This window comes from Mariprofundus ferrinatatus (assembly GCF_002795825.1).
Lineage (GTDB): Bacteria > Pseudomonadota > Zetaproteobacteria > Mariprofundales > Mariprofundaceae > Mariprofundus > Mariprofundus ferrinatatus.
The window spans coordinates 679,356-703,955 of the sequence record NZ_CP018800.1 but is presented as its reverse complement, the minus strand read 5'-3'; the positions used below and the strand labels follow the sequence as shown (position 1 = coordinate 703,955).

Genomic DNA, 24,600 nt, shown 5'->3' with positions numbered 1-24,600 from the left:
ATATTTTCAGGAGGATGGCATGGCCGGTTCAAAAAAACCGAAACTTTCACAGCAGCTTTCCAAAGCCCTGGAAATGGATGTTGCAGATATTGCCAGCCTTCCCGCCCTCTATCGCCACGCCACCCACCTTCTGCGTTTTGCCTACCGGGTCATTATGCGCTTTATCGACGATCGCTGTATCCAGCGTGCCTCAGCCCTCGCCTATGCGTCACTGCTGGCAATCGTGCCGATGGTTGCACTCGGAATTTCTGTATTCACAAGCTTCCAGGCATTTGATGCGATGGCTGGCAGCATCAGCAACTCACTGCTGGAGTACCTGCTGCCCACCAGCCAGCAGGTCGTACAGGACTATCTGGGCACCGTCGCCGATAAAACCACCGCCATCTCCGTATTCGGTGTGCTCGGACTTCTCTTCACTGCCACCGCCCTGCTCAACACGATTGAGGAGGCATTCAATGATATCTGGCGTATTACCCGCGCCCGTGCATGGCTCTCCAAGTTTGTCACCTTCTGGGCAACGCTCACGCTTGCCCCGATCCTGATCGGCGCCTCCATCACCATCACCTCATACTTCACGGCCCTGCCGGTCATCAAAGAGGTGGCTGAAGGCGCCTCCTATATCCGGGAAGCACCGTTTCTTGTGCCATGGCTGATGTCCTCGCTGGCCATGGCGACCATGTACAGCGTATTGCCAAACACCTCGGTGCCCTTCCGCTATGCTGCCGTCGGCGGCCTGGTGGCAGGCGCACTGTTCGAATGGACCAAATTCGGCTTCGCATTCTATGTTACCGAAGTAGTCGACTACGAACGCCTTTACGGGGCCCTGTCCACATTGCCGGTCTTCCTAATCTGGATCTATCTGGTCTGGGTGGTCGTATTGATCGGCTCCGAGGTTGCCTTCTGTCTGCAGCACCCCGAGCAGTCGCACCGGCAGCAGAGCAGCTTCCAGCAGCCGGGTATCCGTCAATTCTTCTCGCACCTTATCCTGCTGCGGGCTGCCCAGGCAGTTCGTGCAGGAAGCACGTTAAAGATGGGGCACCTGATTGAAGAGACTGATCTGCCGAACAATATTCTGCAGGAGTGGCTGGACACGCTCTGCACCATCAAGTTGCTTCGCTACACCGAGTCAGGCGATGAAGCGCCGGGCTGGGTGCCGGGATTTGATGCCGAGCAGATGAGCCTGTACGAGATTTTTCTCCGCCTGAACGAGGTGCCGATGGAGGTCCCTGAGGAGTGGCAGGAGACCTCGCTGGGCCGTCAGCTTGCAGGACTCTATTTCCGTTTGGGCCGTGAACGTTCCGGCCTGCTAAAGGGCATGAACATCAAGGATATCATGGAGCGGGAACAGGAGAAGGATGATGCCCTGGAAGAGGTTCTGAACGAGTCGATGAATGACTGAAGCCCGACTTATCATTGCTGATTCTGAACATGATGCGGACATGCTCTATGTCGCGGGCATCTTTGTTCCCGATGCCTTTATCGCAGTCGAGATGAACAGCGAGTGGCATGGCCTTTTCTCCCCGCTCGAGGTAGATCGTGCCCGCAAAGATTCCAATTTCGACCATATACATCTTGATGCCCTCTTCAGACTGTCTGCAGAGAATGCCGGCCGCAGCGGCCTTGCCGCTGTAGCTGCCGCCTTTCTCGAGGAGCGCAAGTTAAAGAAAATTGAAGTGCCTCCGCATTTCCCGTTCGGTTATGCCGAACAGCTGAAATCATGGGGGTTTGAGGTCAGGGCCAGCGAAGGCGCTTTCTTTCCGGAACGTGCAGTCAAAACCGAACTGGAGATCAGACATCTTGCATATGCGGAGAAGCTGACCAGGCAATCCATGATGCAGGCTGAAAACTATCTGGCGGCCTGCTCTGTTGGCAGTGACGGCATCCTGCGCGATAGCCAGTCAGGCAAAAAGGTGAAAGCTGCCGATGTTCGTCGCGCCATCGAAACCTTCCTGATCGGCAACGGCGCCATGCCTGCCCACACGATTGTCGCCTGCGGAAAAGAGGGAGCCGATCCGCATAACGTCGGCAGCGGCTTTATCCGGGCGCATCAGCCGATCATCATCGATATTTTCCCGCGCGTATTATCAACTGGTTACTGGGGAGACATGACGCGCACCTATGTCAAAGGCAAGGCAACCCCGGAGGTCAGGAAGCTCTATAACACCGTGCGTGAAGGGCAGGATATCGGCCTGTCGATGGTACAGGCAGGTATTGATGGCTCTGCAGTTCATCAGGCGATTACGACCCACTTCGACAGGCAGGGCTACCCCACAAAAATGATCCGCGGCAGGCAGACCGGCTTCTTCCACGGCACCGGCCACGGTGTTGGCCTGCAGATCCATGAAGCGCCGCGCATCTCGGTGAAAAGCGACATTCTCAAGGCAGGCCAGGTGGTTACTGTCGAGCCCGGCCTCTACTACCCGGGCCTCGGCGGTGTACGCATCGAGGATATGGTGGTGGTGCGCGGTGGCGGCTGCGACAACCTTACCAACCACAAGCGCAGGCTTGAGATCGACTAGTAGCAGACTCTTCATGCGCACGGGAATACGTTGACCGAACTTCTGCCGCTCTGGCTGAAGGTCGCCTATTCGCTCTTTGTGGCGGTCACCCTCGTGATCTACTGGTTCAAATATGGCCCAAGCAATTATCTCTGGTTCTCCGATATTGCCCTGGTCCTCGCCGTGCCGGCGCTCTGGCTCGAGAGCTCGCTGTTGGCCAGTATGATGCTGCTGGCCGTACTGCTGCCGGAGATACTCTGGAATGTCGGCTTCTTCTCAGGAGTGCTTACCGGCAGGCCGATTGGCGGGCTGGCCAACTACATGTTCGATCAACGGCTTCCGCGCTACCTGCGCGCCCTCTCACTCTTCCATATCTTCCTTCCGCTGCTTTTGCTCTGGATGGTCTTCGCTCTCGGCTATGATGGGCGGGCACTGCTCTGGCAGACACTGCTGGCGTGGATCGTGCTGCCGGCCAGTTATCTGGCCAGCAATCCGAAGGAGAATGTGAATTGGGTATACGGGCTTGGCGACAGGCCGCAGCAGCGCCTGCCTCCCCTCCTCTATCTCGCCCTGCTCATGGCCGGCTTTCCGCTGCTGATCTACCTGCCGACCCACTGGCTGATGCTTCTGATCTCCTGATATCGGCCATTATTATGAAACGATTCGAGTGGCAGCTTCGGTGCGGCCAAAACCGGACATGCAGTAACTTGAGATTTAGGGTACATTCCTTTGCCATAGGGGGGATGCAAACATGCCTCATAAGGAACTTTACGAAAGAATAAACCTTGAACTGATTCAGGAGTGGATCAGCGAACAAAAAGAAGAAACGGTTCATCTGGATTTTAAGTGCGTTGAACAATCCAGTATGGGTAGGGCTGACAGGAAGAACCTAGCTAAAGCGCTGTCTGGATTTGCCAATTCTGAAGGTGGAATTGTTGTTTGGGGGGTTGACGCCAGAGCAAATGAAGATGGCATTGATTGCGCCCAAGGCATTGTTGATATTGATAATGTTGCCAGATTTGTTTCCAAACTGAATGAGTTCACCAGCGAAGTGAGTCCCTCCATTAACGGGGTTCTTCACAAAAGGGTTCCCACAGATGGTGAGCGCGGACTCGCTGTCACAATCGTCCCTGAAAGCGATTCCGGCCCCCATATGGCCAAAGCTTCGTTGGATCAGTATTTCAAACGTTCCGGAGATAAGTTCCTAAAGATGGAACACTTTGAAGTTGCCGATATGTTTGGGAAAAGGAAGCAGGCAAAGTTGAGACTCCTTGTCCTCCCTGGTCTCCGTGATGAACACTCCAGCAAACTATTCCTATTAAGACTCATTAATATTGGCCGAGGATCAGCAATAGCTCCATCTTTGCGCATTATGTCAGACCCGCCCTGCATTTCTCGATCAACCTACGGCATTGATGGAAACTGCAATCGAGGTCTGGTTTCGGTGATCACCGCCCTAGCTGGCAACCTTGTCTATGGCGGAAATACAAATGATGTGATTCATCCGGGATCACATCTCGATGTTGATCACATCAGAATTGGCGCAGCACTTATTGAAGAAATTGAACAGGGTAATAGGGATATAACTCTTCATGCCTACTTAAGCGCCGTGGACTCACCATCAACCCACGATCAATTTCAGGTAAGTGCCATTATAGGGGGAACCTGTGATGCAGAAAGTTCAAGCATATTCATACCGCGATAAGAGCGGCCTTACCTTATTTGCTGAACTTCGAATGACCGTAGTTGGCCGGAAACAGCCATAGGAAATCAGTTCGTTTCTTTCTGAAGAACCTTCGTACCACCGAGCTTCCAGAGCACAATACCGCCCGGAATCGCTGCGATCAGAAGCACCAGCACCCAGAGAGCGGCCATCGCACCGGCTGCCTCGGATGCGCCGCCAAACCAGACGGCTAGGCCGACATAGCCCGCCTCACGAATTCCGAAACCGTTAAATGATATAGGCAGTGCCGATGCCAGCGCGATCAGGCAGACGATAAAGCCGTAGGCATACCAGGAGAGTTCCAAGCCTACAGCAGCGCCAAGGAACACATGCGCCTGCACGACGAGCAACTGGAAGAGAAGCGACACCGGCAGGCTTTTCCACCATGCGGCTGAAAATTCAGGTGTGGCAATCTGAAGCTCCTTCCAGCCGGAGAGCTTTCCCTGCCATGCTGAGGCCGCAAGCTTCGGCCACCAAAATCCGGTGCTGAGCATCAGCAGGAATCCGAGCATCAGGCCACCGTTCCAGAGCCAGACCCAGTGCGCCGGGATATCGAGGAAGAGCATGCAGAAGGAGATCACCATGGCCAGCCCCACCACGCCGTTCAGACGCTCGAGAATCACACTGGCTGCAGCCGGCCAGCCGGCCTTCGCCCGCCCTTTGGCCAGGAGATAACCGCGCGCCACATCGCCGCCGATAATCGATGGCAGGAAAAGGCTTAGAAACATGCCGAGAAAATAGAGCTGGATCTTGCGCCCGACCTGCACGGTCAGGCCGAGCCCCCGTGCCAGCCAGGCCCAGCGGATGGCAGAGAAAATCTGGCCGATGATCAGGCATAACGTGGCAGCCACGACCAGCGACCAGTCGGCCGTTTTCAGTAGCTCGACAATAGCAGCGAGATCGAGTGCCCATATGAGATAGCCAAGCAGCAGCGCAGAAAGAAGGAGTTTAATCCAGAGCATGATTCGTTACTGCCTGAAGCGATCGAACAACTTCTATTCGTCCTCTTTTCTTACGCTGTAATGGCGTCGGCCGGTGGCTTCGTAATAGGTGCGTGCCTGCATCTCAAGCATCAGCCCGATACCGAAAAGCAGAATACCGGTAACGATCAGCAGGGAGCCCAGCTGGAGCATGGGGCGAGCGGAAAGCTCTGCTCCGAAAATCAGCTTATCCATGGTCAGCCACAGATCGATAAAAATACCGGCAGCGAGCGAGATCAGCCCTGCCGGCCCGAAAAGCTGCAGAGGGCGATCGGTGAAACGCTGGAAAAAGAGCACCAGCAGCAGATCGACAAGTACGCGAACCGTGCGTCCGATACCGTATTTGCTCTCACCGAACTGGCGTGGCCTGTGCGTCACCACCTCCTCACCGATTTTTGCACCATACATCGAGGCAAGAGCCGGAAGGAAACGGTGCTGCTCGCCATAGATACGCAGGTTCTTCGCGACATCGGCGCGCATCAGCTTCATCGGACAGCCGTAATCGTGCATGCGAACATTCGTGGAGCTGCGGATCAGCGCATTGGCAATTTTGGAGGGGAAGTTTCGTGACAGGCTGGCATCCTGGCGATCCTTGCGCCAGCCGTTGACCATATCGAGATCATCTTCCTGCAAACGTTTCAGAAGCTTGGGGATATCGGCCGGATCGGTCTGCAGGTCGCCATCCATGTATACGACATACTGGCCACAGGCCTGATCGAAACCGGCACTCATTGCTGCGGTCTGACCGAAATTACGACGCAGCTGCACCAGTATCACACGCGGATCTGCTGCACGCGCCTTTTTCACCGCTGCGACGGTTCCGTCATCCGATCCGTCATCGACAAGAATCAGTTCGTAATCGACACCGGCAAGCTTCTCTGCCACCTCGTTCACCAGCAGCGGAACATTCTCCTCTTCGCGGTACACCGGTACGACAATCGAGATCAATGTTTCGGCCATGGTATCTCCTCCCCTTCCTCTACTGGCTGCAAGCTTACCAGAAGCAGCCATCGCCGCGCATACATACCGTAAACGCGATCATGCACGATTAGATAGGGGACAATCTCCTTTGGCAACAGCTCCAGTGCCTCCTGCGCGATCACCAGCCCTCTCCCCTCTTCCAGCCACGTTGCAACCTCCTGCACACTGGTCAGCATCGGCAGGCGCCCGCCATGATAGTAGAGCAACGAAGGCTGGAAGTAGTGGAACGTCGCAAGATTCTGGCTGTTAAACCCTTCCGCATCCGCCTTCGCAGCCAGGCTGCTGCTGATCTTGTGGTGATCGATACCGGGAATCGACCAGCCGGTCAGCAGCAGAATGGAGAACAGCATCGCAAATGCCAGAGGCGCCCACAACTCCCCTTTTCTTTTGAGCAGCCACCAGCCTGAAACGAGTGCCACAGGCAGCATGGCCAAAGTATAAAACCCCTCTCCGGGCCACATCTTCTCAACCGCGATACCGCCGCCGATCACCAGGGCCAGCGAGAGCACCAATGCGCCCCAGGCAAGCCACAGGCGCGCCCTGTTGCGCAGCCTGTCCGGGGCTTCCGCCCAGCCGAAGGCCATCAGGAATGCTGCTGCGGGGAATAGCGGCAGCACATAGTTCGGCAACTGCGTGCTGGCGATGCTGAAGAAGAGGATATAGACGCCGATCCAGCAGAGCATGAAGAGGCGCAAAGGATCCCTGCGCAGTGCCTCAAGTCGCCATGCCCCGAACGCAAGCATCGCAGCAAGCAGGCCGCTCCAGGGGAACCAGCCGGCCAGAACGGTCAGGATATAGAGCCCGGGGAAACCCCTGTGCCCCTGCAGCGGATCGGTAAATCGCTCGATATTGTGCCGGAAGATGAAACCTTCAAGCCAGACGCCATCGGTAAGCACCCCCACCGCAATGTACCACGGTGCGGCTACCAGCAGCGCGATCGAAGCCCCCCTGAATGGCTGAAACAGATGCCAGTTTTTCCAATCCTTCATCAGTGTCAGAAAAGAGGCCATGATCAGCAGCGGCATCAATCCTGCAATCGGCCCTTTGGCCAGCACGCCAAGACCAATAGCAACATAGGCGGCGATCAGCAGCCGTGGCATAGCCTCCGGCGCCTTCTCTCTGCCTTCCAGCCATACAACCAGCAGTGCCGGCAGCGTGAAGCCGAGCGAGAGCATCAAGAGCGGATCGGGAACGGCTGCACGCGCAATCACGGCGATATGCAGTGCCGTAGCGAATAGCCCTGCCGCCATCAGCGGAATGATCTCATGTTCAATCTTTCTGACATGGAAGCCGGCAGCCGTGATCAGCCTGTGACTCATAAACCAGATCACAGCCACAAGCCCTGTCATGGCCATTGCTGATGGCAGTCGCGCCGTCCACTCGTTGACGCCGAACAGCGCATGAAGCGGAATCATCAGCCAGTAGATCAGGATGGGTTTATCAAAGCGGTAGTCACCATTGAACATCGGCACCCACCAGTTACCCTCCAGCCACATTTCACGGCCGCACACCGCATTGTTCGGCTCATCGACATCCCAGAGGGTATGACCTCCGAGGAAAGCAAAAAAATTGACTGCACAGATAATCAACAGCCAGAAAAGCGGCTGTTTCAGAATGGACTCGTGTTTGTGAACCAAGGCGGATTAACCGCCCTGAATCATCTGAAAGGCCATGCGCTGAAGCGTAGCAACGAGAAAGTTATCCAGAAACATGATAGCCAGCAGCACGATTAACGGCGAAAGATCGATGCCGCCGATATAGGGGACCCTTTTACGCACAGGGAATAGCAGCGGTTCGGAGAACTGGTTGATCAGCCGAACAATCGGGTTGTAGGGATCGGGAGATACCCACGAAAGGACCGCACGGGCAATCACCACAAACATTGCTGTCATCAGCAACACATGAATCACGCCGGCCAGCGCCTGCAGAAAATAACCGAGAATATACATCAGCCCGCCAACTCCTCTGATCTCTTACTTGCTGCCAGAACCGCCTTGCGTACCGCATCGGGAAGCCCCATCTCATACATCACATCGAGTGCCGCCTGGGTGGTACCGCCCGGACTGGTAACCTGATGTCTGAGCTCTGCAGCAGAGCGGTCGCTCTCGGTCAGCATTTTGCCTGCACCAAGAGCTGTCTGAGCCGCGAGTTTTGCAGCCAGTTCAGGTGAAAGACCAAGTTTTTCGCCTGTTGCCTGCATCACCTCTGTCAGCAGAAAGAAGTAGGCCGGACCACTGCCTGAAAGGGCAGTCACGGCATGCAACTGGCTCTCCTTCTCCACCCGAAGCGATTCACCGCATGCATCAAGCAGATATTCCGTACGCTGCTTGTGCAGCTCGTCTGCATCACTGAACAGCACCGACATCCCCGCCCCCACCAGCGCCGGAGTGTTGGGCATCACGCGTACAATGTTGGCAGCTGCACCCAGCCATGCACGCATGGATGCGGTGGTAACGCCTGCCGCGATACTGATCACGCTGGTATCGCCTTTCAGATGCAGGCCGAGTCCTGTAACCGCGGCTTTCATCTGTTGCGGTTTCATCGCCAGAACCAGCAGATCAGCCGCACTTGCTGCTACGCTATTCTCAGCGACTGCTTTTATCTGATAGCTGTTTGAAAGAAAGTCGCGGCGCGCTGCCTGCGGCTCAGCCACAATAATGCGCTCAGCGGCATGTCCTGCCCGACGCAGGCCTGCGATCAACGCTTCGGCCATATTGCCGCCACCGATAAATGCGATATTTAAATCCTGCATGGTCATCCTTTAGTTCCTGAACACTTTATCTGGAACCGAACAGCATCGATCCCAGTCGCACAATGGTTGCGCCCTCTTCCACAGCAATCCGGTAATCATTGCTCATCCCCATACACAATTCGCCAAAGCTTCCACCGAAGAGATTATCCCGCAAGCTTCGCAACTGACGGAATGCATCGCGCACTCCCTCACCCTGCGGCCCCATCCCCATAAGACCGGCAAGCTTCAGCCCCTCAATCTGAGAGAGGTCATGTGCAAACGCAGCCACTTTATCGGGTGCCACACCACGCTGGTTCGGGTTTCCGGCAATATTGACCTGAATCAGAACGGGGAGCACCCTCCCCTCGACACTGCGCGCCACTGCCTCGGCGGTCGCAATATCGTCACAACTGTGCCACATGGCAGCATGGCGCCCGATATATTTTGCTTTATTCTTCTGCAGCGGCCCGATCATATGCCAGTTGCACTGCGGCCACTTCTCTGCGCGATCCCTGAGCGACTGCGGCCGCGATTCACCAAATTCGGTTTCGCCGGCATCGATCAGAACCTGCACCATCTCATCAGGGGTATATTTACTGACTGCCAGCAGCTTTACCTGATCCAGTTCGGATTTAAGCGCCTGCCAGCGGGAAACCATCTCCTGATGCGGATCCATGCAACCCCTAGATGGAACCATTGTCCCATGAAATGCGCTGATCCAGCGCCCTGCTCAGGGTGTGTTCATCGAGATATTCCAGTTCGCCCCCCTCAGGAACACCGCGCGCAATACGCGAAATGCGAACACCGGCATCACGGTAACGGCGTGCGATATAGTGGGCCGTTGCTTCGCCATCCACCGTGGCACTGGTAGCCAGAATCAACTCTTTGATGCCGGCTTCCACACGCCTGTCCAGTGCGGCAAGGTTCAGCTCTTCAGGGCCTACGCCATCAACCGGGCTTAAGCGACCGTGCAGTACATGATAATGGCCTCGGTAGTTGTGCCCCCTCTCCATCATCAGCACATCCACCGGCTGCTCGACAATGCAGACTGTGTCTCCCTCGCGAGCCGGATCATCACACTGCTGACATAGCCCTTTTTCAGCAAAGCAGCCGCAGATATCGCAGAATCCGACCTGCTCATGCAGCAGCTTCAGCGCGTCAGCCAACGCAACCGTTTCTGACGCAGGGCGCGACAACAGGTTCAAGCCCAGACGCATGGCAGTCTTCGGCCCCACGCCAGGTAGTGTCGACAGCATCTCGACCACCCGCCCGAGCGGTGCAGGCATTCCCGGAAAATGGATCAACGAATGAGCAACCTGAAGAAATTAAAGCGAGAAGCCCGGAGGCAGCGGCATACCCGCCATCAACCCCTGCTGCTTCTGCTTGGCAAGCTCTTCTACCTTCTGTGATGCATTGTTGATTGCGGCTGCCGTCAAGTCTTCGACCAGCTCCTTGTCCTGCTCATCCCATAGCGACGGGTCGATCGTGATACGGCGTACAGTTCGATCGCCGCCCATCAATACCTTAACCATGCCGCCACCGGCCTCACCACCGATCTCCATCGCAGCCAGCTCCTCCTGCATCTTCTGCATGTTTTCCTGCATCTTTTTGGCCTGCTGCATCATTTTTGCGATATTCATTTTACAATAGCTCCATACATCAAATATAACTTGAAACGTAAAGGGTGTTCAGGGCGTTTCATCTGGCTGAACGCCTGCCGGAAGTACCCTGACCAGCTGCGCATCCATCTCGCGCATCAGCGCCTGAACATGCGGATCATCCTGAGCTGCCTTGCGCAACCGAGCTATTTCATTCCTGGCCTGGCGATCGCGCTCCTGCGAAAGTGATTCGCCCTGATGATCCTTCTGTGACTCCCAGAATACCTCGCGACCCAACCACTCGGCAAATGCCAGACGGTCTGCAGTGGCAATGGCACGCTCCTGATGCTTATCCAGCGCCAGCCTTACCTTTTTTCCAAACTCGACACAGATCACATGCTCCAGCATCGCCGATACGCCCGGTTTCACCTTGCCAAATGCTTCGACTACCTGCTGCCAGTCACCGAAATCCCTGCCCGGAGGCTGATTCTCTATCGGCAGGTCGGGTTCTGCAGCCGCAGCAACTTCATCGGATTGCAACTCATCTGACTGATCCTGGAGCTGGACATCCTCAGGCTCGGGAACCGCTTCAAACATCATGGTAGCCCTCTGCCTGGCTGGTGCAGGGCTCCTGTTCTTCCCGGGCTCCTCTATTGCAGGCAATGGCTCTACCGTCACCCTATCAATCGGGGAGATGGTGTTCAGGCCACACAGGCGCATCAACACCATTTCAGAACCCATGCGTTCATCCACGATGGCCAGATCACGAATGCCACTGAGCAGCACCTGATAACGCAGATCCAGCGCCTTCAGACTCAGAAGATCAGCATGGGCTTCAAGCCAGTCACGCGAATCGCCATCTACCTCTTCGCCAACCAGGCAGGCATCGACCTTCAGGCAGGAGAGCTGATGCCACAAGCGACTCAGCTCCAATAACAGGGCCCGGGGAGCGTGACCCCGCCCTACTGCCGCACGCAACACCTCAATCGAAGCTGCCGCATCGCCTGCAAACAGTGCTTGCGAAAGCCTGCGCACCAGTTCGGAACCGACCAGTCCAAGTGCTGACTGCACATCGGTAATGGAGAGCTTGTCACTGCTGTAGGCAAGCACACGTTCAGCCAGTGACAAAGCGTCGCGAACACTGCCATCGGCCGCCGCTGCAATCGCAGCAACTGCATCGCTATCGGCTGTGATGTTCTCCGATGCAAAAACATGCTCCAGGTAAGCAGCGATCTCGCCCTGTCCCAGCCTGCGCAGGTCAAAACGCTGACAGCGCGAGCGCACGGTTATCGGCAGCTTGTCCGATTCCGTAGTTGCCAGAATAAACAGAACTCGCGCCGGAGGCTCCTCCAGCGTTTTCAGCAACGCGTTAAAGGCGCTTTTGGAGAGCATGTGCGCTTCATCGATAATGTAGATCTTAAACTTCAGTGTGCTGGGCGGATAACGTACGCCATCGAGAATTTCCCGCACATCATCAACGCCGGTATGGCTCGCAGCATCCATCTCCTGAACATCAAGGTTGGAGCCGTTTGCAATGCCCTGACATGCCGTACAGCTTCCGCAAGGCTCACCTTCGACAGGAGCCTCACAATTCACTGCCATCGCCATCAGGCGGGCAATTGTGGTTTTACCAACCCCGCGGATACCGCAAAGCAGGTAGGCATGGGCAAGGTTGCCACTGGCAAGGGCATTCTTCAGAGTGCGCACCACCACATCCTGACCGACAAGATCGGAGAACTTCTGTGGTCGCCATCGGCGCGCCAGTACCAAGTAAGACATGAGGGCACTCTACGGTTTGGTTACTTCGGTGCAATGGCTGCAACAGCAGTTGTTGTCGTGGAGAAGGTGATCAATTAATCACCATTAAAATAAGCCTATTGACGCTATGGGTTTATTACTTTAGTATTTGCTAATATTATTAACAGGGGCAAGCCATGAAACTGAACACATCGCACCGATCCAAAATCTTTATCCTTGCAGTCGGCGCTCTGATTGCACTTGCAGGTTGCAGTAATTCAGCTCCGGCTCCAGAGGTGGATACAGGCATTGCTGCAGAAAATTTGGAGAAAGGCAAAGCGTTCCTTGAGGCCAATGCCAGCAAGGAGGGCGTTGTCACGATTGATGGCGGTGTTCAGTACAAGGTGATTACCAGCAACCCTGAGGGTCGCACTCCGAAACTGACAGACGATGTAAATATCCACCTGCGCATGTCACACATCGACGGCACAGTCATTAACGACTCGTTTGGAAGTGACGAACCGGTTAAAGTATATGTCAAACATGCCATCGCTGGCTGGAGAAAAACGCTGACCAAGATGACTGTAGGCAGCAGATGGATTGTCTATATTCCACCGCACATGGCTTTTAGCACACGGGGCAATGATGGCGTTGGCCCTAATGAAACCCTGATCTGCGAAATCGAATTACTGGATATTGTCTGGTAAGAGTCATTGACCTGAACATAAAAAAAGCCCGCTAAATAGCGGGCTTTTTTTATGTTCAGGAATAGTTATTAATCGAGACGGGTGCGCTCTTCCTGCTCCTGGGCAGTTTTGCACTCGATGCAGAGGGTGGTTACAGGACGGGCATGCAGCCTTTTAACGCTGATATCGCCACCACACGATTCGCATTCACCGAACTCGCCATCATGAATGCGCGTGATTGCCTGATCGATCTTCTTGATCAGCCGACGCTCGCGATCCTTGATGCGCAGATCAAAATTGCGGTCGGTCTCCATGCTGGCCTGATCGGTGGGATCAGGAAAAGAGGTCTGCTCCTGCTCGGTCATGGCCTGCACATTTACGCTCTGACCGACCTCAAGCTCAGCCTTCCACTCAGTCAGTTGCTTCTCAAATTCAGCCAATTGTTTCTTGGTCAGTGCCATTCTAACTCCTCCAACAAAAAGAAAACTCCAGACAGGGTTCTCAAAAAGGGCGCGAAAGATAGCTATTCTGGTGAATGGTGTAAATAAAACCTGCCCTGAAGAGATTATAGCAACAAACTGCTGCCATGACGACCTTAAAATGAGCCATGCATCCGCACAGCACTTCGCTTCTGACAATCTCAGCTATTCACCCTATGATTCGTTCCATGTTCTCCGAAAACAGCGTGTTTGACACCCTGATCATTGGCAACGGACTTGCGGGCTCCATGCTGGCCTGGCAACTGATTCAACACGGACAAAAGATCATGGTGGTTGGTGACGAATCCTTACCATCTGCCTCCCGTGTGGCTGCAGGCCTGTTTAATCCTGTTACCGGGAAACGCCTTGTGCTGCAGCCCTATGCTGAAACTGTCATTCCAGCTGCAGTCACTCTTTATCGAAGTCTGGAGAGAAGGTTCGGGCAGTGCTTCTTTCATGAAAAGCCAATGCTGCGCATCATCAAAGGGCGGCATGAGAAGGAGACATTCGAGAAACGGACTGTTGAATCTGACTATATACCCTATCTTGGAACCATCCTGCCGACGCCTGCACTCGTGAATGCCCCGAACGGGCTGTTTGAGCAGAGAAAGACCGGTTACCTCGACACCAACAGTCTGCTTGACTGCCTTAGAGATTATTTTATCGCACAGGGTTTTTACCACCCCTTCTCTTTCGATCATGCAGATCTAAACGTGACCTCTGAAGGCATTGAATGGCGCGGCTTTAAAGCCGCGCGAATCATCTTCTGTGAAGGGTTTATGGCCAAGGAGAACCCATGGTTCAACTGGCTACCGTTCCAGCCCGCCAAGGGTGAGATTCTCAGCCTCAAAACGGATGTGAAGCTGCCGGAGAAGATCATCAATGGCGGCAAATGGATACTGCCGCTGCAAAACGGCCACTTCAAAACCGGCGCCACCTATGATCACAATCTTTCGACGCTTGAACCAACTGATGCAGGCAAGGCTGAACTGATAGCCGGTATGCAGAAGCTGCTTACCTCCCCAATCGAATACTCACTGCTCGACCACCGGGCTGGCGTGCGACCCAACACGCTTGATAAGCACCCCTTCATCGGGCTACATCCGGTTCGTCCGGAAATCGGCATCTTCAACGGCTTCGGCTCCAAGGGGTCGATGCTGATCCCCTTCTACAGCGCGGCATTTGCAGACTGCCTGAGCAAAGGATTGCCGCTACCGCCCGAGGCTGACATCTCGAGAATTGCATATGGTTAGGGTTTCTCTGACCGAACAGGTGCACAGAGCCGTTGTTCGGCATATTCATTCAGATACCGTCGCCATTGATGCCACGGCCGGAAACGGCTTTGACACCCTCTTTCTCGCAGAGAATGTCGGGGAGTCAGGGCATGTCTATGCCTTTGATGTCCAGCAACAGGCTATCGACAGCACAAAACTTCGACTGGCAGCGGCTGGGCTTCTCAAGCAGGTGACACTGATCTGCGCCGGCCACGAAACCATGCTTGAACGAATTCCCGAAGCTGATCACGGCAAGGTTGATATCATTGTTTTCAATCTTGGATACCTTCCAAGGGCAGATAAATCTGTGATTACGCGGGAGTCGACAACGATCACGGCACTTAACAGTGCGTTGCAACTGCTCTCAAAAAATGGCTACATCTCGATCCTCGCCTATCCCGGCCATGCTGGAGGAAGGGAGGAGACCGAAGCTGCCAAGGCCTGGGCAAACAGGCTCTCGAGAAATTCATATCAGGTTTGCATTCACCAACCCGGGAATAGCGGAACATCTCCGGAATGGATTGAAATCAGTTCGATCCCGTAAAAACCAGAGTACTGCAGAGTTATCCGTTCTCCTTTTTATGCTGGAAGTGCGCATGCAGGAACCAGCCGATGGCCATCCCTATGGCAAGCAGGAGAATCATAAACAGTGACCTCGACATCTGGAGCGACCAGAAAAGAAACTTAATCTCGACAACCGTGACATTCTGAATGATGAAGAGTACTGCCAGAGCTGCAAGGGTGAGCGGAAGAACCAACTTGTTATTCATTGAAACACCCCCTGATCAAATTTGTTAAGCTCGTCCGCTTATCTTAATTAGCATCCTATGTATAATGTTAGCAGAGATGCTGTCATGATGCTATTTAGGACACCCGCCACTTACATGGTTGGCATGCAGCAGCGCCTGAAATATGGCCTGCCAGCGCTCGGCCATTTCGGACAGTAGTGGTGATTCAGTGAAATCAGTGACATTGGCTATACCCAGCTGAAGACCGCAGGGGTTGATGGCGGCAAACCATTTGCGATCTACATCCACATTAAGCGCCATGCCGTGAAAGGCCACGCCGCGGCTTACCCGCACACCAAGAGCAGCGATCTTTCCATCCCGTGCCCATACACCTGGGAACCCGCATTTTCGCCATGCTTCAATACCGTGCTCTGCCAGCAATCGTATGCAGGACTCCTCAAGAAGGTGCACGTACTGCTTGATGCCGATCTCCCGGCTCCGGAGATTGATAATCGGATAGAACATGATCTGGCCTGGGCCGTGAAAGGTCATCTCGCCACCCCGATCAGAGTGCACGACGGGTGCTGCAAGGGTGCTGCCCACTCTGTTATCAACACCACGGCGACCTGTCGTGTAAACCGCCTCATGCTCACAAGCAAAGATGATCTCTTTATCAAGGCCACCCGCAACCGCACCGGCATGCGCAGAGAGCTTACGCCATACAGGCTCATAAGGCTGTCGCCCCAGCCATTGATATAGTAACTTTTCTCTGATCACGCTGCGAATACTACAAGCGCCATCTGAGCTGTATATGCATGGATAGCAAAACTGCTGTCAGCGCTCTTTGGGGTAGAGGCCCTCGATCATATCGGCATAGAGTTCAGTAATCCTGCGCCGCTTCAGCTTCAGCGTCGGCGTCAACAGGCCATCGTTCTGCGTCCACTCCTTCTCTACAAAGGCAAAACGCTTCACCTGCATGAAGCTGGAAAGATCATGCTCCTTGTTGTGCATCTCCTCCAGCATCCAGCCATGTACTCGCGCATCCTGTTGCCAGTTATCAGGCAGCGGTGCGTTCATCGCACTCTGCCAGAGCCTCTTAAACCCTTCGATCTCGGGCACAACCAGCGCCACAACATCGGGCCGGTTATCGGCCACCACCATGGCCTGAAGGATGGCAGGTGACTGAACCAGATGTTGTTCGATCACTGCAGGTGGCACATTTTCGCCATTGGAGAGAACCATGATCTCTTTCTTGCGATCAACAATTTTTATATAGCCGTCAGCATCAACCTCCACAATATCACCGGTATGCAGCCAACCGTCGCGATCCAATACTTCAGCAGTAGCCTCCGGTTTGCGCCAGTAGCCCTGCATCACCATCGGCCCCTTGACCAGAAGTTCACCATCAGCAGCGACTCTGAATTCAACACTCGGAAGTGCAGGCCCGACCGTTTCCGGTTTGATTGCGCCATATCGGTTGCAGGAAAGTACCGGTGAGGTTTCGGTCAACCCGTAACCCGGCAACACCGGGATATCGGCAGCCAATAAAAAACGGGCGATGTCGGGGTGCAGCGCCGCCCCCCCCGAGATAAAGCCGCGAATACGGCCGCCCATTTTTTCACGTAGCTTGGCATTCACAATCTTATCCAGAATATTCCAGAGCAGTGCCTTGATGCTGCCCAACTCCCCGCCCTTCTGTTTCAACTCAAAGCGTTCCATGCCGAGCTTCTGGGCCAGCGCAAACAGTTTCCGTTTGATCGGCGGGCCTTCGGCGAGCTTGGTCTGCACACCGGCATATATCTTTTCGTATAGGCGCGGTACGGAGATCATGATGGTCGGTTTCACATCCGGCATATCGCGCAGCAGGGTTGTTACGGCCTCGGCGTAGGCAATCTCGGAGCCACAGGCTGTAGGCAGGAAATGGCCTACAGTTCGTTCAAACGAGTGCGATGTGGGCAAAAATGAGAGAAAAAGATCATCTTCGAACACAGCCACCCCACCGAGAGCAGCGGCCACATCGGTGAGCAGGTTGTCATGCGTCAGCATTACCCCTTTGGGGTGACCGGTAGTGCCCGATGTGTAGATCAGGGTTGCCAGCGCTGAACGCTCAGGTGCCGGGGAGGTTAACGCTCCATCCCATCTTTTATCCCTGCCGATAGCAGCGACAGAGTTCTCTGCGCCATGGAATGCCAGCAGCGGCAGATTCACACCCTGCAACTTCTCCAGCTGCTCACCCTCTTCGACAAAGATTGCCGAAACATCCGCATCGTTGATCACATATTGAACAGCCTCAGGCGGATCGGTGAAATAGGCAGGTACAGTCACCGCCCCCATTCTCAGGATAGCAAAATCTGCAATAAACCATTCAGGGCAGTTGTGGCCAAGAAGCGCTACGCGGTCACCCGCTTTGACCCCCTTCGACTCCAGCCATGCGCCGACGCGAAGAACTGCCTGCTGCACCTCTGCGCGGCTTAACCGGGTCCAGCTGCCATTGGGGTTACGAAAGCGCAGAAGCGGCCTGTTCAGCCATGCGTCGGGAGATTCAAAGAGCAGGTCGGATAGAGAGGTAGCCTTCTCAGCCTGTTCAAGACCCCGGCATCTCGGAACCGTGCAATCACCGAAAACCATCGAGCACCTCCAGATTCGCAGGTACCACGTAGCCGTACTGCGCTACCTTCACCTTCAGCTCTTCCCTGTCACGGCCAGAAAAATAGCGCAGAAGGCCACCCCTGAATGGCGGGAAGCCTACGCCGTAAATAAAAGCCGCCTCAAGATGTATCGGACTTTCCACCACCTGTTCAGAGAGGCAGCCAAGCGCTTCAATCAACATCGGAATCAGGCAAGCGTCGGTCAGCTCGCTGTTTTTCATCGGCGAACCGTTAATCGTGATGTCGGCATCACCCTCGTGCTCGCTGGCCTTGATGGCCGGCAGGTAGGAAGATATCTGTGGATTAAGCCCCTTCTGCCTGCCATTTTCGTAAAGAAAGAACCCTTTGCCGGACTTCTCTCCCAGCAATCCATCATCCACCATACGCTTAAACCAGGCAGGCATGGAAAAACGTCCGGTCTGCTCGGCTGCGAGAGCCTCGCCCAAGTGGCTGCCAACATGGTGGCAGATATCAAGTCCCACACGATCAGCAAGCTCAATTGCTCCCATCGGCATACCGAAATTTTTCAGCGCCCCATCCACATGTTCCGGTTTCTGCCCCGACTCGACCAGTTTCAGTGCAGCCACCATAAACGGCATCAGGCAGCGATTGACAAGAAAGCCCGGTCGGTCTGCCACAATGATCGGATACTTGCCCCACGAGGCTGCCAGAGCACAGGTTTTATCAATGGTTTCAGTCGTGGTTTTCTCACCTGCAATCACCTCAACCAGCGGCATCTTCGGCGCCGGATTGAAAAAGTGGAGGCCGGCAATTCGTCCGGCATTGGCACGCCGCTGCTGCATATCAGAGATCGATAGCGAAGATGTATTGGAGAGCAGAAGCGCACGCTTAGGCACATGCTTGCCCACCTCTCCCCAGAGCTTGTGTTTGACCTTGATATCCTCAAGCACCGCCTCGATCACCACATCGGCATCGCTTAGGCCGCTGTTATCAAGAACCGGACGGATACGGGAGAGACGTTTCCGGTCAATGCTGCCGCGACGGGTGGCCAGCCTGCCGATCCCTTTCATGCCACGTGAAAGCGGCTCTTCCGCCACTTCGTGAAGATCAACAGCTACGGTTTTTGAAGCCACCCATGCGATGCCACCACCCATCACGCCGGCGCCATAAACTGCAGCCTTTCTGAAGCCGGATACCGCATCACGACCACGCACTGCGGACTCCTGTTTCCTCAGGGCCTCACCAAGATGGAATACCCGGATAAGGTTTTTGCAGGTCGGGGTTACGGCAAGTCTGCCGAGCGATTCAGCCTCTCGCGCCAGCGCCAGGCCGTCGGAGATGCCGATAATCTCCTTCAGCAGAGAGATGGCAGCCGGAACCGCCGGATAGGCCGACTCCACATCAAGATGTTTGAGTCGGGCATATGCACGCTTCTCGACCTGCCGGAAAAAGAGCTGGCGGGCTGGCCATAGTTTCAGCCACCATGGAGTAAACCTGCGATTTTTCACCTTGCCTTTGGTGGCCAGATAGCGGATGGCATCATCCTGCTGCTCGGGCTGGCAGCTCAGTGCCGCAAGTCCGATTCGTCGCGCCCTTTTTGCATCGACTGCAGAACCTGTGAGAATCATCTCCACACCCTTCAGCCACCCAACACGCTTGGGCAGACGCACACAGCCACCGAAACCGGGGTGAATACCGATCCTGATCTCCGGAAGCGCCAGCTGTGTCTTTTTCCCCTCAACCGCTACGATATGATCGCAGGCGAGTGCCACCTCCAGGCCGCCGCCCATGCAGGCGCCGTTCACCATGGCAATGGAGACAGAAGGTAACACCTCGATTCGACGACAGAGTGACTGTCCGCGTTCGGCAAGACGCATCGCCTCGGATTGATCGCTGACAGCCGCGATAAGATCAAGATCGGCTCCGGCGATAAAACAGCCAGGCATATTGCTCTCCAGCACCAACACCTTCGGAGGCGTTTTCTCAAGAGACGCAAGATGCGCCTCAAGCTGAGTGATGCAGGCCTCATCGAGCACATTCACCGACTTGTCCGAACGCGCAAAACTAAGGCGTGCCTCGTTTCCTTCCCGGATCAGGGTTACGACTTCCATGGCTCACTCCTGACAAGAACTGCTCCGCCCTGCCCGCCGCCAATGCATAACGTGGCCACCCCCAGCCCGCCATCAGCATCCTTCTTCAGCTGCCTGAGCAGCGTCAGCACCAGGCGTGCTCCGCTCATGCCAACCGGGTGACCTACAGCCACGGCACCGCCATTCACATTGAGCCTGTCCATCTCTGGAGCACCCATCGCCTTGCTCATACCCAGTTTTTCACGACAAAAACTGTCGGATCCCATCGCCTTCAAACAGGCGAGTACCTGAGCTGCAAAGGCCTCGTTGATCTCCATGCGTGTCAGGTCGCTGATTGAAAGGTTGTAACGGGATAGCAGTTTATGCGTGGCATAAACCGGTCCCAAACCCATCCGTTCAGGGTCGCAACCGGTATAGTCCCAGTCGTGCAGGTAGCCCAAAATCGGCCAACCCTCAGCCTCTGCCTTCGTGCGGCTGGCAAGAATCAGCATGGCCGCCCCATCGGTAATCTGTGAACTGTTGCCCGCAGTCACGGTGCCGAGCGGCTTGTCGAATACAGGTTTGAGTCTGGCCAGCGCCTCCATACTCTGGCCTGAACGAATACCTTCATCGCGGTGTACGGAAGCAAAGGATGGCGGGGCGAACAGATGCATCACCTCATCGTCGAACCAGCCACGATCCCATGCCGCCGCAGCCCGTTGATGGCTCTGCAGTGCGAACGCATCCTGCTCGGCGCGTGCAATGGAAAATTCCCGCGCCAACAGTTCAGCGGTCTGCCCCATACCCATCTTGACGGTCGGATCGGTGAGCCCTTCGAGCAGGGCAATGCGAGGTTTCAGCGGTGATTTCGCTATCTCAGCAAAAGCGGCAAGTTTCTGCTGCAGGTTGCGCGCCCTGGACAGCTTGGCCATGGCAGCCCGGAACTGGTCGTGAAATAGCAGCGGTGAATGTGTCATCGACTCCACGCCACCAGCCAGCACCACTTCGGCACGACCCGCCTGGATCTTCTCCGCCGCATCGGTGACCGCCTGCATACCCGAAGCGCAGTTGCGGTGAACCGTATGGGCAGGTGTTTTTCGCGGGATACCGGCTGTCAGGGCAATGACCCGCGAGATATTGGCCGCTTCGGCGGGCTGGATCACATTGCCGATAATCACCTGATCGATGTCATCACTTTTTACCGGTGAGCGGGCAAGCACCTCCCGAACTGCCATGGCACCCAGATCGACCGCAGAGAGCTGATCAAATGCGCCGCTGACCTTTCCCATCGGTGTGCGGATACCGGCCACGACAACCACCTCGGTCACACTGCTCTTTGATGACCCACGTTTCACCATACGAACTCCTTCGCCGCTCGGGAAAAGCTATACCCTATGTGTAGCTTACATGGTGTTGATCCGCAAGTAAGCCCCTGACCAACTCCTCTTTAAAAACGATCATATAAACAGTGACTTGGAACACATCTGGAGACCTGAACAGCCGCCATCATGAGCGACTGTCCTGCCGTTACTGGAAGTGACTTCCCTACCAAGGAGAACGTAAATGACAAACTCCAATAGAAAGAGCATCAGGTTCATGTCGGCCATCTTTTCTGCCGCAGCGATTATCCTGCTTGCATCCAGTAGTGCCTATGCAGGGCATTCAGAAAAAGTAAAAGTGTGCCACCTGCCTCCAGGGAATCCTGACAACGTGCAAAGCATTGAGGTTGGTGAATCAGCTGTGCAAGCGCATCTGGCACATGGTGATACGCTTGGTTCATGTGCACATGTAGATGAAGAAACCGAACATTCTGAATCTGCTGATGAAGCAGCAGCAGGCGGCGGCACCCCCAACGCCAAACCCATCAGGGTTTATAGTATTCGCTCAATTCAGGGCTGGTAATAATTCAAACCGAAGCACCATCGGACAGATGGTTCCTGATCGATAGTGCACTTTCAATTCACACTTATAAAACCAGATTGATCAGCCAGAAGGAGCTGCCCATTATCAGTGGGCCGATAACGCTCTGCAGTACACCTAAAACCAACAATACGATCACAATCAGGAAACCGTAAGGCTCGATGCGAGAGAGTTGCCAGGCCATCGGGCCAGGCAGAAGTCCAACCGCTATGCGACCGCCATCGAGTGGAGGCAGAGGCAGCAGGTTGAAGATACAGAGCACCATGTTGATGATTATCGAGGCCTGACACATCAGCGCCAGCGGCTCAATCACCCAGAACAGAGAATGTGGCAGCTGCACTACAAGAGCCAGAATCAGGGTAGAGAGAAGAGCCAGAATCAGGTTGGTGGCAGGACCCGCCAGTGCAACCCAGACCATGTCCCGCTTGGGGTTATTAAGCTTGCGGAAATCGATCGGCACCGGTTTGGCGTAACCGAAAAGAAATGGCGAGCCCATGATCACGAGTCCAAGCGGGATCAGCACGGTGCCGACAGGATCAATATGTTTGAGCGGATTGAGCGTAATGCGACCCATCCAGCGGGCGGTATTATCGCCAAGCTTCTCCGCTACCCAGCCGTGGGCCACCTCATGCAGGATAATGGCAAGAAGCACCGGCAACGCCCAGATGCTGATTTTCTGAATAATCCCGTCGATATCCATACTGTTACCGCTTCCCCCTCATCTTTGCAGCAGGCAGTAGACCAGAAATGTCCGGGAAATTCACCTCCCGATTCACCCGCACAGATCAATCGGGAAATTTTCTATATTGCCTGTAGTATCCATGCCATGAACAGAACCGTCCGGATCTCGCTCCTGCTTCTGCTTTCAGCCACCGCTTCCCTGATCTGGCTGAGGCCTGCACCAGCGCCTGTGCCTCCCACGGTACGTATCACCATACCGGTGTCATTGTCTGATAACAGCGCTCAGAGGGATAATGCCGACGGGCTCTGGCGGGTCGTCACACAGCGTGTGCTCACGCAAGATGCCATAAGGTCACTGCAAAACCAGCTAAAAGCAATGGGACTGACTCCGCTCACACTTCGTACAAAAGAGGATGTTACCCTGCACGCATTCGATGACCCGGGACATTACACAACCTATGAGGAGGCGGAGAAGGCCGGAAATATATGGAAGGGGCTCGGCATCCAGGCAGATGTCATCAAATCGCAGGAGGGCATCTACGTTGCCGGACTTGGTCGCTTCTATCAGAGCCATTATGCCGAAGGGCTTCTGATCCGCCTCAAGGAAACAGGAAAACCATTTCGCTACGAACAGCGCACCATTCCGATCCCGGTCTGGCGATTTACCTTTCCGGCAGCAGAAAAAACAGCTGCTGAAAAACTCTGGAAGCAACTCAGCGAGAGTGGCGTGATCATGCCTGTGCTGATTCCCGAAATCCGTTACCGGGAACTATACGGCGATATCAGCCCCGAATAACCTCAGCAAAACGATCAAACAGGTAGTCGGCATCCTGTGGCCCGGGGCTCGCTTCCGGATGATACTGCACCGAAAAGACCGGCTTGCCCTTCACTCGCAACCCCTCAACCGTGCCATCGAAGAGCGAGCGGTGGGTAATTTCGACATTCGCCGGAACATTATCGTCGCGCACAGCAAAACCGTGGTTCTGACTGGTTATCTCGATCTTACCGGTTGTCTCATCCTTGACCGGATGATTACCACCGCGGTGGCCGAATTTCAGTTTGAAGGTGGAGAGGCCAAGTGCCTGGCTTAACAGCTGATGCCCCATGCAGATGCCGAAGATCGGCACATCCGAGTCCAAAAGCTTGCGGATCTCTTCAACCGCATAGCCAACCGCTGCAGGGTCTCCCGGGCCGTTGGAGAGGAAGATTCCGTCAGGATTCATGGCAAGAATTTCAGAGGCAGATGTCTGGGCCGGCACAATTGTCACATTAAGGCCCCGATCGGCCAGCTTGCGGAAAATATTGCGTTTGCAGCCGAAATCGAAAGCAACGACATGCTTGTCTGCACCGGGAGAGGTAAACTCAGCCGCATCCAGATCATAGGTGCCACCCTGCTGCCACTGACTGGCCGCATCACAACTTACCTGACCGCACAGGTCACGACCCTCAAGCCCTTCCCATGCCTTCGCCATCGCCACTGCATCAGACTCGCTCATGCCATCGGATGCAATGACGCCATTCTGGGCGCCGTTATCACGCAGGTGACGGACAAGAGACCGGGTATCAATGCCGGAGATACCGACCACACCGTTTTTCTGCAACCAGCTGTCGAGGTCGCCTTCGGCACGGTAGTTGGATGTGATACGGGAAGGTGCGCGAACGATGCAGCCTCGAACCGAGATGCTTTCAGACTCCATGTCTGCATCGTTAACACCAACATTACCTATATGAGGGTAGGTGAATGTGATAATCTGATCGGTATATGATGGATCGGTGAGAATTTCCTGATAGCCGGTCATGGACGTATTGAAACATACTTCTCCGACTGTATTACCCGTCGCACCGAATGCTTCGCCGTGAAAAACCCGTCCGTCCGCCAGTGCCAGAATCGCCTTTGCCATCGCTA

General features: G+C 54.9%; 26 protein-coding genes. 9 read left to right on the top strand and 17 right to left on the bottom strand.

Annotated features, from left to right (window positions below; genetic code table 11):
* The first annotated feature begins 19 nt into the window (after nucleotides 1-19).
* From Ga0123462_RS03425 to Ga0123462_RS03410, 4 genes are all read left to right on the top strand, one after another.
* A complete protein-coding gene (locus Ga0123462_RS03425) occupies nucleotides 20-1,399 on the top strand; it encodes a YihY family inner membrane protein (RefSeq protein WP_232726593.1) in 1,380 nt (459 codons plus the stop codon).
* The gene (locus Ga0123462_RS03420; RefSeq protein WP_100265004.1) at nucleotides 1,392-2,519 is read left to right on the top strand and encodes a M24 family metallopeptidase; all 1,128 of its coding nucleotides are present in this window, start codon (nucleotides 1,392-1,394) and stop codon (nucleotides 2,517-2,519) included. Before Ga0123462_RS03425 ends, Ga0123462_RS03420 begins: the two co-directional genes overlap by 8 nt.
* Before the next feature lie 30 nt (nucleotides 2,520-2,549).
* Complete coding sequence (locus tag Ga0123462_RS03415; RefSeq protein ID WP_100265003.1) at nucleotides 2,550-3,137, top strand: membrane-associated protein; 588 nt, start codon at nucleotides 2,550-2,552, stop codon at nucleotides 3,135-3,137.
* Between the two features lie 112 nt (nucleotides 3,138-3,249).
* Entirely contained in the window at nucleotides 3,250-4,203 is a 954-nt protein-coding gene (locus Ga0123462_RS03410) for an AlbA family DNA-binding domain-containing protein (protein WP_100265002.1), read from the top strand.
* A 65-nt stretch (nucleotides 4,204-4,268) separates the two neighbouring features.
* On the opposite strand, the gene Ga0123462_RS03405 is transcribed toward Ga0123462_RS03410, so the two are convergent.
* The 9 genes from Ga0123462_RS03405 to dnaX are packed head-to-tail and all read right to left on the bottom strand — an operon-like array spanning nucleotide 4,269 to nucleotide 12,290.
* The gene (locus Ga0123462_RS03405; RefSeq protein ID WP_100265001.1) at nucleotides 4,269-5,183 is read right to left on the bottom strand and encodes a lysylphosphatidylglycerol synthase transmembrane domain-containing protein; all 915 of its coding nucleotides are present in this window, start codon (nucleotides 5,181-5,183) and stop codon (nucleotides 4,269-4,271) included.
* 33 nt (nucleotides 5,184-5,216) lie between these two features.
* Nucleotides 5,217-6,161 carry a glycosyltransferase family 2 protein gene (locus Ga0123462_RS03400; protein WP_100265000.1) on the bottom strand — a complete coding sequence of 315 codons (945 nt, stop codon included), beginning with the start codon at nucleotides 6,159-6,161 and terminating at the stop codon, nucleotides 5,217-5,219.
* The gene (locus tag Ga0123462_RS03395) at nucleotides 6,146-7,819 is read right to left on the bottom strand and encodes an ArnT family glycosyltransferase (protein WP_100264999.1); all 1,674 of its coding nucleotides are present in this window, start codon (nucleotides 7,817-7,819) and stop codon (nucleotides 6,146-6,148) included. The genes Ga0123462_RS03400 and Ga0123462_RS03395 overlap by 16 nt, the downstream gene beginning before the upstream one ends.
* A gap of 6 nt (nucleotides 7,820-7,825) precedes the next feature.
* Nucleotides 7,826-8,131: a YggT family protein gene (locus tag Ga0123462_RS03390; RefSeq protein WP_100264998.1), complete on the bottom strand. Its 306-nt coding sequence runs from the start codon at nucleotides 8,129-8,131 to the stop codon at nucleotides 7,826-7,828.
* Nucleotides 8,131-8,934 carry a pyrroline-5-carboxylate reductase gene (gene proC, locus Ga0123462_RS03385; RefSeq protein WP_100266471.1) on the bottom strand — a complete coding sequence of 268 codons (804 nt, stop codon included), beginning with the start codon at nucleotides 8,932-8,934 and terminating at the stop codon, nucleotides 8,131-8,133. Before proC ends, Ga0123462_RS03390 begins: the two co-directional genes overlap by 1 nt.
* Before the next feature lie 25 nt (nucleotides 8,935-8,959).
* On the bottom strand, nucleotides 8,960-9,589 hold the full coding sequence (locus Ga0123462_RS03380) for a YggS family pyridoxal phosphate-dependent enzyme (protein WP_232726592.1): 630 nt from the start codon (nucleotides 9,587-9,589) through the stop codon (nucleotides 8,960-8,962).
* 7 nt (nucleotides 9,590-9,596) lie between these two features.
* Entirely contained in the window at nucleotides 9,597-10,199 is a 603-nt protein-coding gene (gene recR, locus Ga0123462_RS03375; RefSeq protein ID WP_198507386.1) for a recombination mediator RecR, read from the bottom strand.
* A gap of 39 nt (nucleotides 10,200-10,238) precedes the next feature.
* Nucleotides 10,239-10,553 carry a YbaB/EbfC family nucleoid-associated protein gene (locus tag Ga0123462_RS03370; protein WP_100264996.1) on the bottom strand — a complete coding sequence of 105 codons (315 nt, stop codon included), beginning with the start codon at nucleotides 10,551-10,553 and terminating at the stop codon, nucleotides 10,239-10,241.
* A gap of 48 nt (nucleotides 10,554-10,601) precedes the next feature.
* Nucleotides 10,602-12,290: a DNA polymerase III subunit gamma/tau gene (gene dnaX / locus Ga0123462_RS03365; RefSeq protein WP_100264995.1), complete on the bottom strand. Its 1,689-nt coding sequence runs from the start codon at nucleotides 12,288-12,290 to the stop codon at nucleotides 10,602-10,604.
* A gap of 155 nt (nucleotides 12,291-12,445) precedes the next feature.
* On the opposite strand from dnaX, the gene Ga0123462_RS03360 reads away from it, so the two are divergent.
* Nucleotides 12,446-12,955 carry an FKBP-type peptidyl-prolyl cis-trans isomerase gene (locus tag Ga0123462_RS03360; protein ID WP_100264994.1) on the top strand — a complete coding sequence of 170 codons (510 nt, stop codon included), beginning with the start codon at nucleotides 12,446-12,448 and terminating at the stop codon, nucleotides 12,953-12,955.
* Nucleotides 12,956-13,023: 68 nt separating this feature from the next.
* Here the strand turns inward: Ga0123462_RS03360 and dksA are convergent, their stop codons facing one another.
* The gene (gene dksA, locus Ga0123462_RS03355) at nucleotides 13,024-13,395 is read right to left on the bottom strand and encodes an RNA polymerase-binding protein DksA (protein WP_100264993.1); all 372 of its coding nucleotides are present in this window, start codon (nucleotides 13,393-13,395) and stop codon (nucleotides 13,024-13,026) included.
* A gap of 206 nt (nucleotides 13,396-13,601) precedes the next feature.
* Here dksA and Ga0123462_RS03350 point away from each other — a divergent pair, with 206 nt between their 5' ends.
* Both Ga0123462_RS03350 and mnmM read left to right on the top strand, forming a co-directional pair.
* Entirely contained in the window at nucleotides 13,602-14,666 is a 1,065-nt protein-coding gene (locus Ga0123462_RS03350; protein ID WP_157821252.1) for an NAD(P)/FAD-dependent oxidoreductase, read from the top strand.
* Nucleotides 14,659-15,231 carry a tRNA 5-(aminomethyl)-2-thiouridylate-methyltransferase MnmM gene (gene mnmM / locus Ga0123462_RS03345; RefSeq protein WP_157821251.1) on the top strand — a complete coding sequence of 191 codons (573 nt, stop codon included), beginning with the start codon at nucleotides 14,659-14,661 and terminating at the stop codon, nucleotides 15,229-15,231. Before Ga0123462_RS03350 ends, mnmM begins: the two co-directional genes overlap by 8 nt.
* Nucleotides 15,232-15,250: 19 nt before the next feature.
* On the opposite strand, the gene Ga0123462_RS03340 is transcribed toward mnmM, so the two are convergent.
* The 5 genes from Ga0123462_RS03340 to Ga0123462_RS03320 all read right to left on the bottom strand — a co-directional run bounded on the left by Ga0123462_RS03340 (nucleotide 15,251) and on the right by Ga0123462_RS03320 (nucleotide 21,451).
* Entirely contained in the window at nucleotides 15,251-15,457 is a 207-nt protein-coding gene (locus Ga0123462_RS03340) for a lipopolysaccharide assembly protein LapA domain-containing protein (protein ID WP_100264990.1), read from the bottom strand.
* A 90-nt stretch (nucleotides 15,458-15,547) separates the two neighbouring features.
* On the bottom strand, nucleotides 15,548-16,192 hold the full coding sequence (gene lipB, locus Ga0123462_RS03335; protein ID WP_232726590.1) for a lipoyl(octanoyl) transferase LipB: 645 nt from the start codon (nucleotides 16,190-16,192) through the stop codon (nucleotides 15,548-15,550).
* Between the two features lie 57 nt (nucleotides 16,193-16,249).
* Nucleotides 16,250-18,043, bottom strand: a complete 1,794-nt coding sequence (locus tag Ga0123462_RS03330; protein ID WP_100264988.1) for an AMP-dependent synthetase/ligase — start codon at nucleotides 18,041-18,043, stop codon at nucleotides 16,250-16,252.
* Nucleotides 18,030-20,135, bottom strand: a complete 2,106-nt coding sequence (locus Ga0123462_RS03325; RefSeq protein WP_100264987.1) for a 3-hydroxyacyl-CoA dehydrogenase NAD-binding domain-containing protein — start codon at nucleotides 20,133-20,135, stop codon at nucleotides 18,030-18,032. The genes Ga0123462_RS03330 and Ga0123462_RS03325 overlap by 14 nt, the downstream gene beginning before the upstream one ends.
* The gene (locus tag Ga0123462_RS03320; RefSeq protein ID WP_100264986.1) at nucleotides 20,123-21,451 is read right to left on the bottom strand and encodes a thiolase family protein; all 1,329 of its coding nucleotides are present in this window, start codon (nucleotides 21,449-21,451) and stop codon (nucleotides 20,123-20,125) included. Before Ga0123462_RS03320 ends, Ga0123462_RS03325 begins: the two co-directional genes overlap by 13 nt.
* A gap of 205 nt (nucleotides 21,452-21,656) precedes the next feature.
* Between Ga0123462_RS03320 and Ga0123462_RS03315 the strand changes: the two genes are divergently transcribed.
* Entirely contained in the window at nucleotides 21,657-21,995 is a 339-nt protein-coding gene (locus Ga0123462_RS03315; protein ID WP_100264985.1) for a hypothetical protein, read from the top strand.
* 64 nt (nucleotides 21,996-22,059) lie between these two features.
* Here Ga0123462_RS03315 and Ga0123462_RS03310 read toward each other — a convergent pair whose 3' ends face one another.
* Nucleotides 22,060-22,713, bottom strand: a complete 654-nt coding sequence (locus Ga0123462_RS03310) for a site-2 protease family protein (protein ID WP_100264984.1) — start codon at nucleotides 22,711-22,713, stop codon at nucleotides 22,060-22,062.
* 126 nt (nucleotides 22,714-22,839) lie between these two features.
* Between Ga0123462_RS03310 and Ga0123462_RS03305 the strand changes: the two genes are divergently transcribed.
* Entirely contained in the window at nucleotides 22,840-23,490 is a 651-nt protein-coding gene (locus tag Ga0123462_RS03305) for a hypothetical protein (RefSeq protein WP_100264983.1), read from the top strand.
* Here the strand turns inward: Ga0123462_RS03305 and carA are convergent.
* A complete protein-coding gene (gene carA / locus Ga0123462_RS03300) occupies nucleotides 23,477-24,595 on the bottom strand; it encodes a glutamine-hydrolyzing carbamoyl-phosphate synthase small subunit (protein ID WP_100264982.1) in 1,119 nt (372 codons plus the stop codon). The genes Ga0123462_RS03305 and carA overlap by 14 nt on opposite strands.
* Between the last annotated feature and the right edge of the window lie 5 nt (nucleotides 24,596-24,600).

Coding starts and splice junctions, on each gene's coding strand:
- Ga0123462_RS03425 (WP_232726593.1), top strand. CDS start 20: ATGGCCGGTTCAAAAAAACCGAAACTTTCACAGCAGCTTTCCAAAGCC.
- Ga0123462_RS03420 (WP_100265004.1), top strand. CDS start 1,392: ATGACTGAAGCCCGACTTATCATTGCTGATTCTGAACATGATGCGGAC.
- Ga0123462_RS03410 (WP_100265002.1), top strand. CDS start 3,250: ATGCCTCATAAGGAACTTTACGAAAGAATAAACCTTGAACTGATTCAG.
- Ga0123462_RS03405 (WP_100265001.1), bottom strand. CDS start 5,183: ATGCTCTGGATTAAACTCCTTCTTTCTGCGCTGCTGCTTGGCTATCTC.
- Ga0123462_RS03400 (WP_100265000.1), bottom strand. CDS start 6,161: ATGGCCGAAACATTGATCTCGATTGTCGTACCGGTGTACCGCGAAGAG.
- Ga0123462_RS03390 (WP_100264998.1), bottom strand. CDS start 8,131: ATGTATATTCTCGGTTATTTTCTGCAGGCGCTGGCCGGCGTGATTCAT.
- proC (WP_100266471.1), bottom strand. CDS start 8,934: ATGCAGGATTTAAATATCGCATTTATCGGTGGCGGCAATATGGCCGAA.
- Ga0123462_RS03380 (WP_232726592.1), bottom strand. CDS start 9,589: ATGGATCCGCATCAGGAGATGGTTTCCCGCTGGCAGGCGCTTAAATCC.
- recR (WP_198507386.1), bottom strand. CDS start 10,199: ATGCCTGCACCGCTCGGGCGGGTGGTCGAGATGCTGTCGACACTACCT.
- Ga0123462_RS03370 (WP_100264996.1), bottom strand. CDS start 10,553: ATGAATATCGCAAAAATGATGCAGCAGGCCAAAAAGATGCAGGAAAAC.
- dnaX (WP_100264995.1), bottom strand. CDS start 12,290: ATGTCTTACTTGGTACTGGCGCGCCGATGGCGACCACAGAAGTTCTCC.
- Ga0123462_RS03360 (WP_100264994.1), top strand. CDS start 12,446: ATGAAACTGAACACATCGCACCGATCCAAAATCTTTATCCTTGCAGTC.
- dksA (WP_100264993.1), bottom strand. CDS start 13,395: ATGGCACTGACCAAGAAACAATTGGCTGAATTTGAGAAGCAACTGACT.
- Ga0123462_RS03350 (WP_157821252.1), top strand. CDS start 13,602: ATGTTCTCCGAAAACAGCGTGTTTGACACCCTGATCATTGGCAACGGA.
- mnmM (WP_157821251.1), top strand. CDS start 14,659: ATGGTTAGGGTTTCTCTGACCGAACAGGTGCACAGAGCCGTTGTTCGG.
- Ga0123462_RS03340 (WP_100264990.1), bottom strand. CDS start 15,457: ATGAATAACAAGTTGGTTCTTCCGCTCACCCTTGCAGCTCTGGCAGTA.
- Ga0123462_RS03330 (WP_100264988.1), bottom strand. CDS start 18,043: ATGGTTTTCGGTGATTGCACGGTTCCGAGATGCCGGGGTCTTGAACAG.
- Ga0123462_RS03325 (WP_100264987.1), bottom strand. CDS start 20,135: ATGGAAGTCGTAACCCTGATCCGGGAAGGAAACGAGGCACGCCTTAGT.
- Ga0123462_RS03320 (WP_100264986.1), bottom strand. CDS start 21,451: ATGGTGAAACGTGGGTCATCAAAGAGCAGTGTGACCGAGGTGGTTGTC.
- Ga0123462_RS03315 (WP_100264985.1), top strand. CDS start 21,657: ATGACAAACTCCAATAGAAAGAGCATCAGGTTCATGTCGGCCATCTTT.
- Ga0123462_RS03310 (WP_100264984.1), bottom strand. CDS start 22,713: ATGGATATCGACGGGATTATTCAGAAAATCAGCATCTGGGCGTTGCCG.
- Ga0123462_RS03305 (WP_100264983.1), top strand. CDS start 22,840: ATGAACAGAACCGTCCGGATCTCGCTCCTGCTTCTGCTTTCAGCCACC.
- carA (WP_100264982.1), bottom strand. CDS start 24,595: ATGGCAAAGGCGATTCTGGCACTGGCGGACGGACGGGTTTTTCACGGC.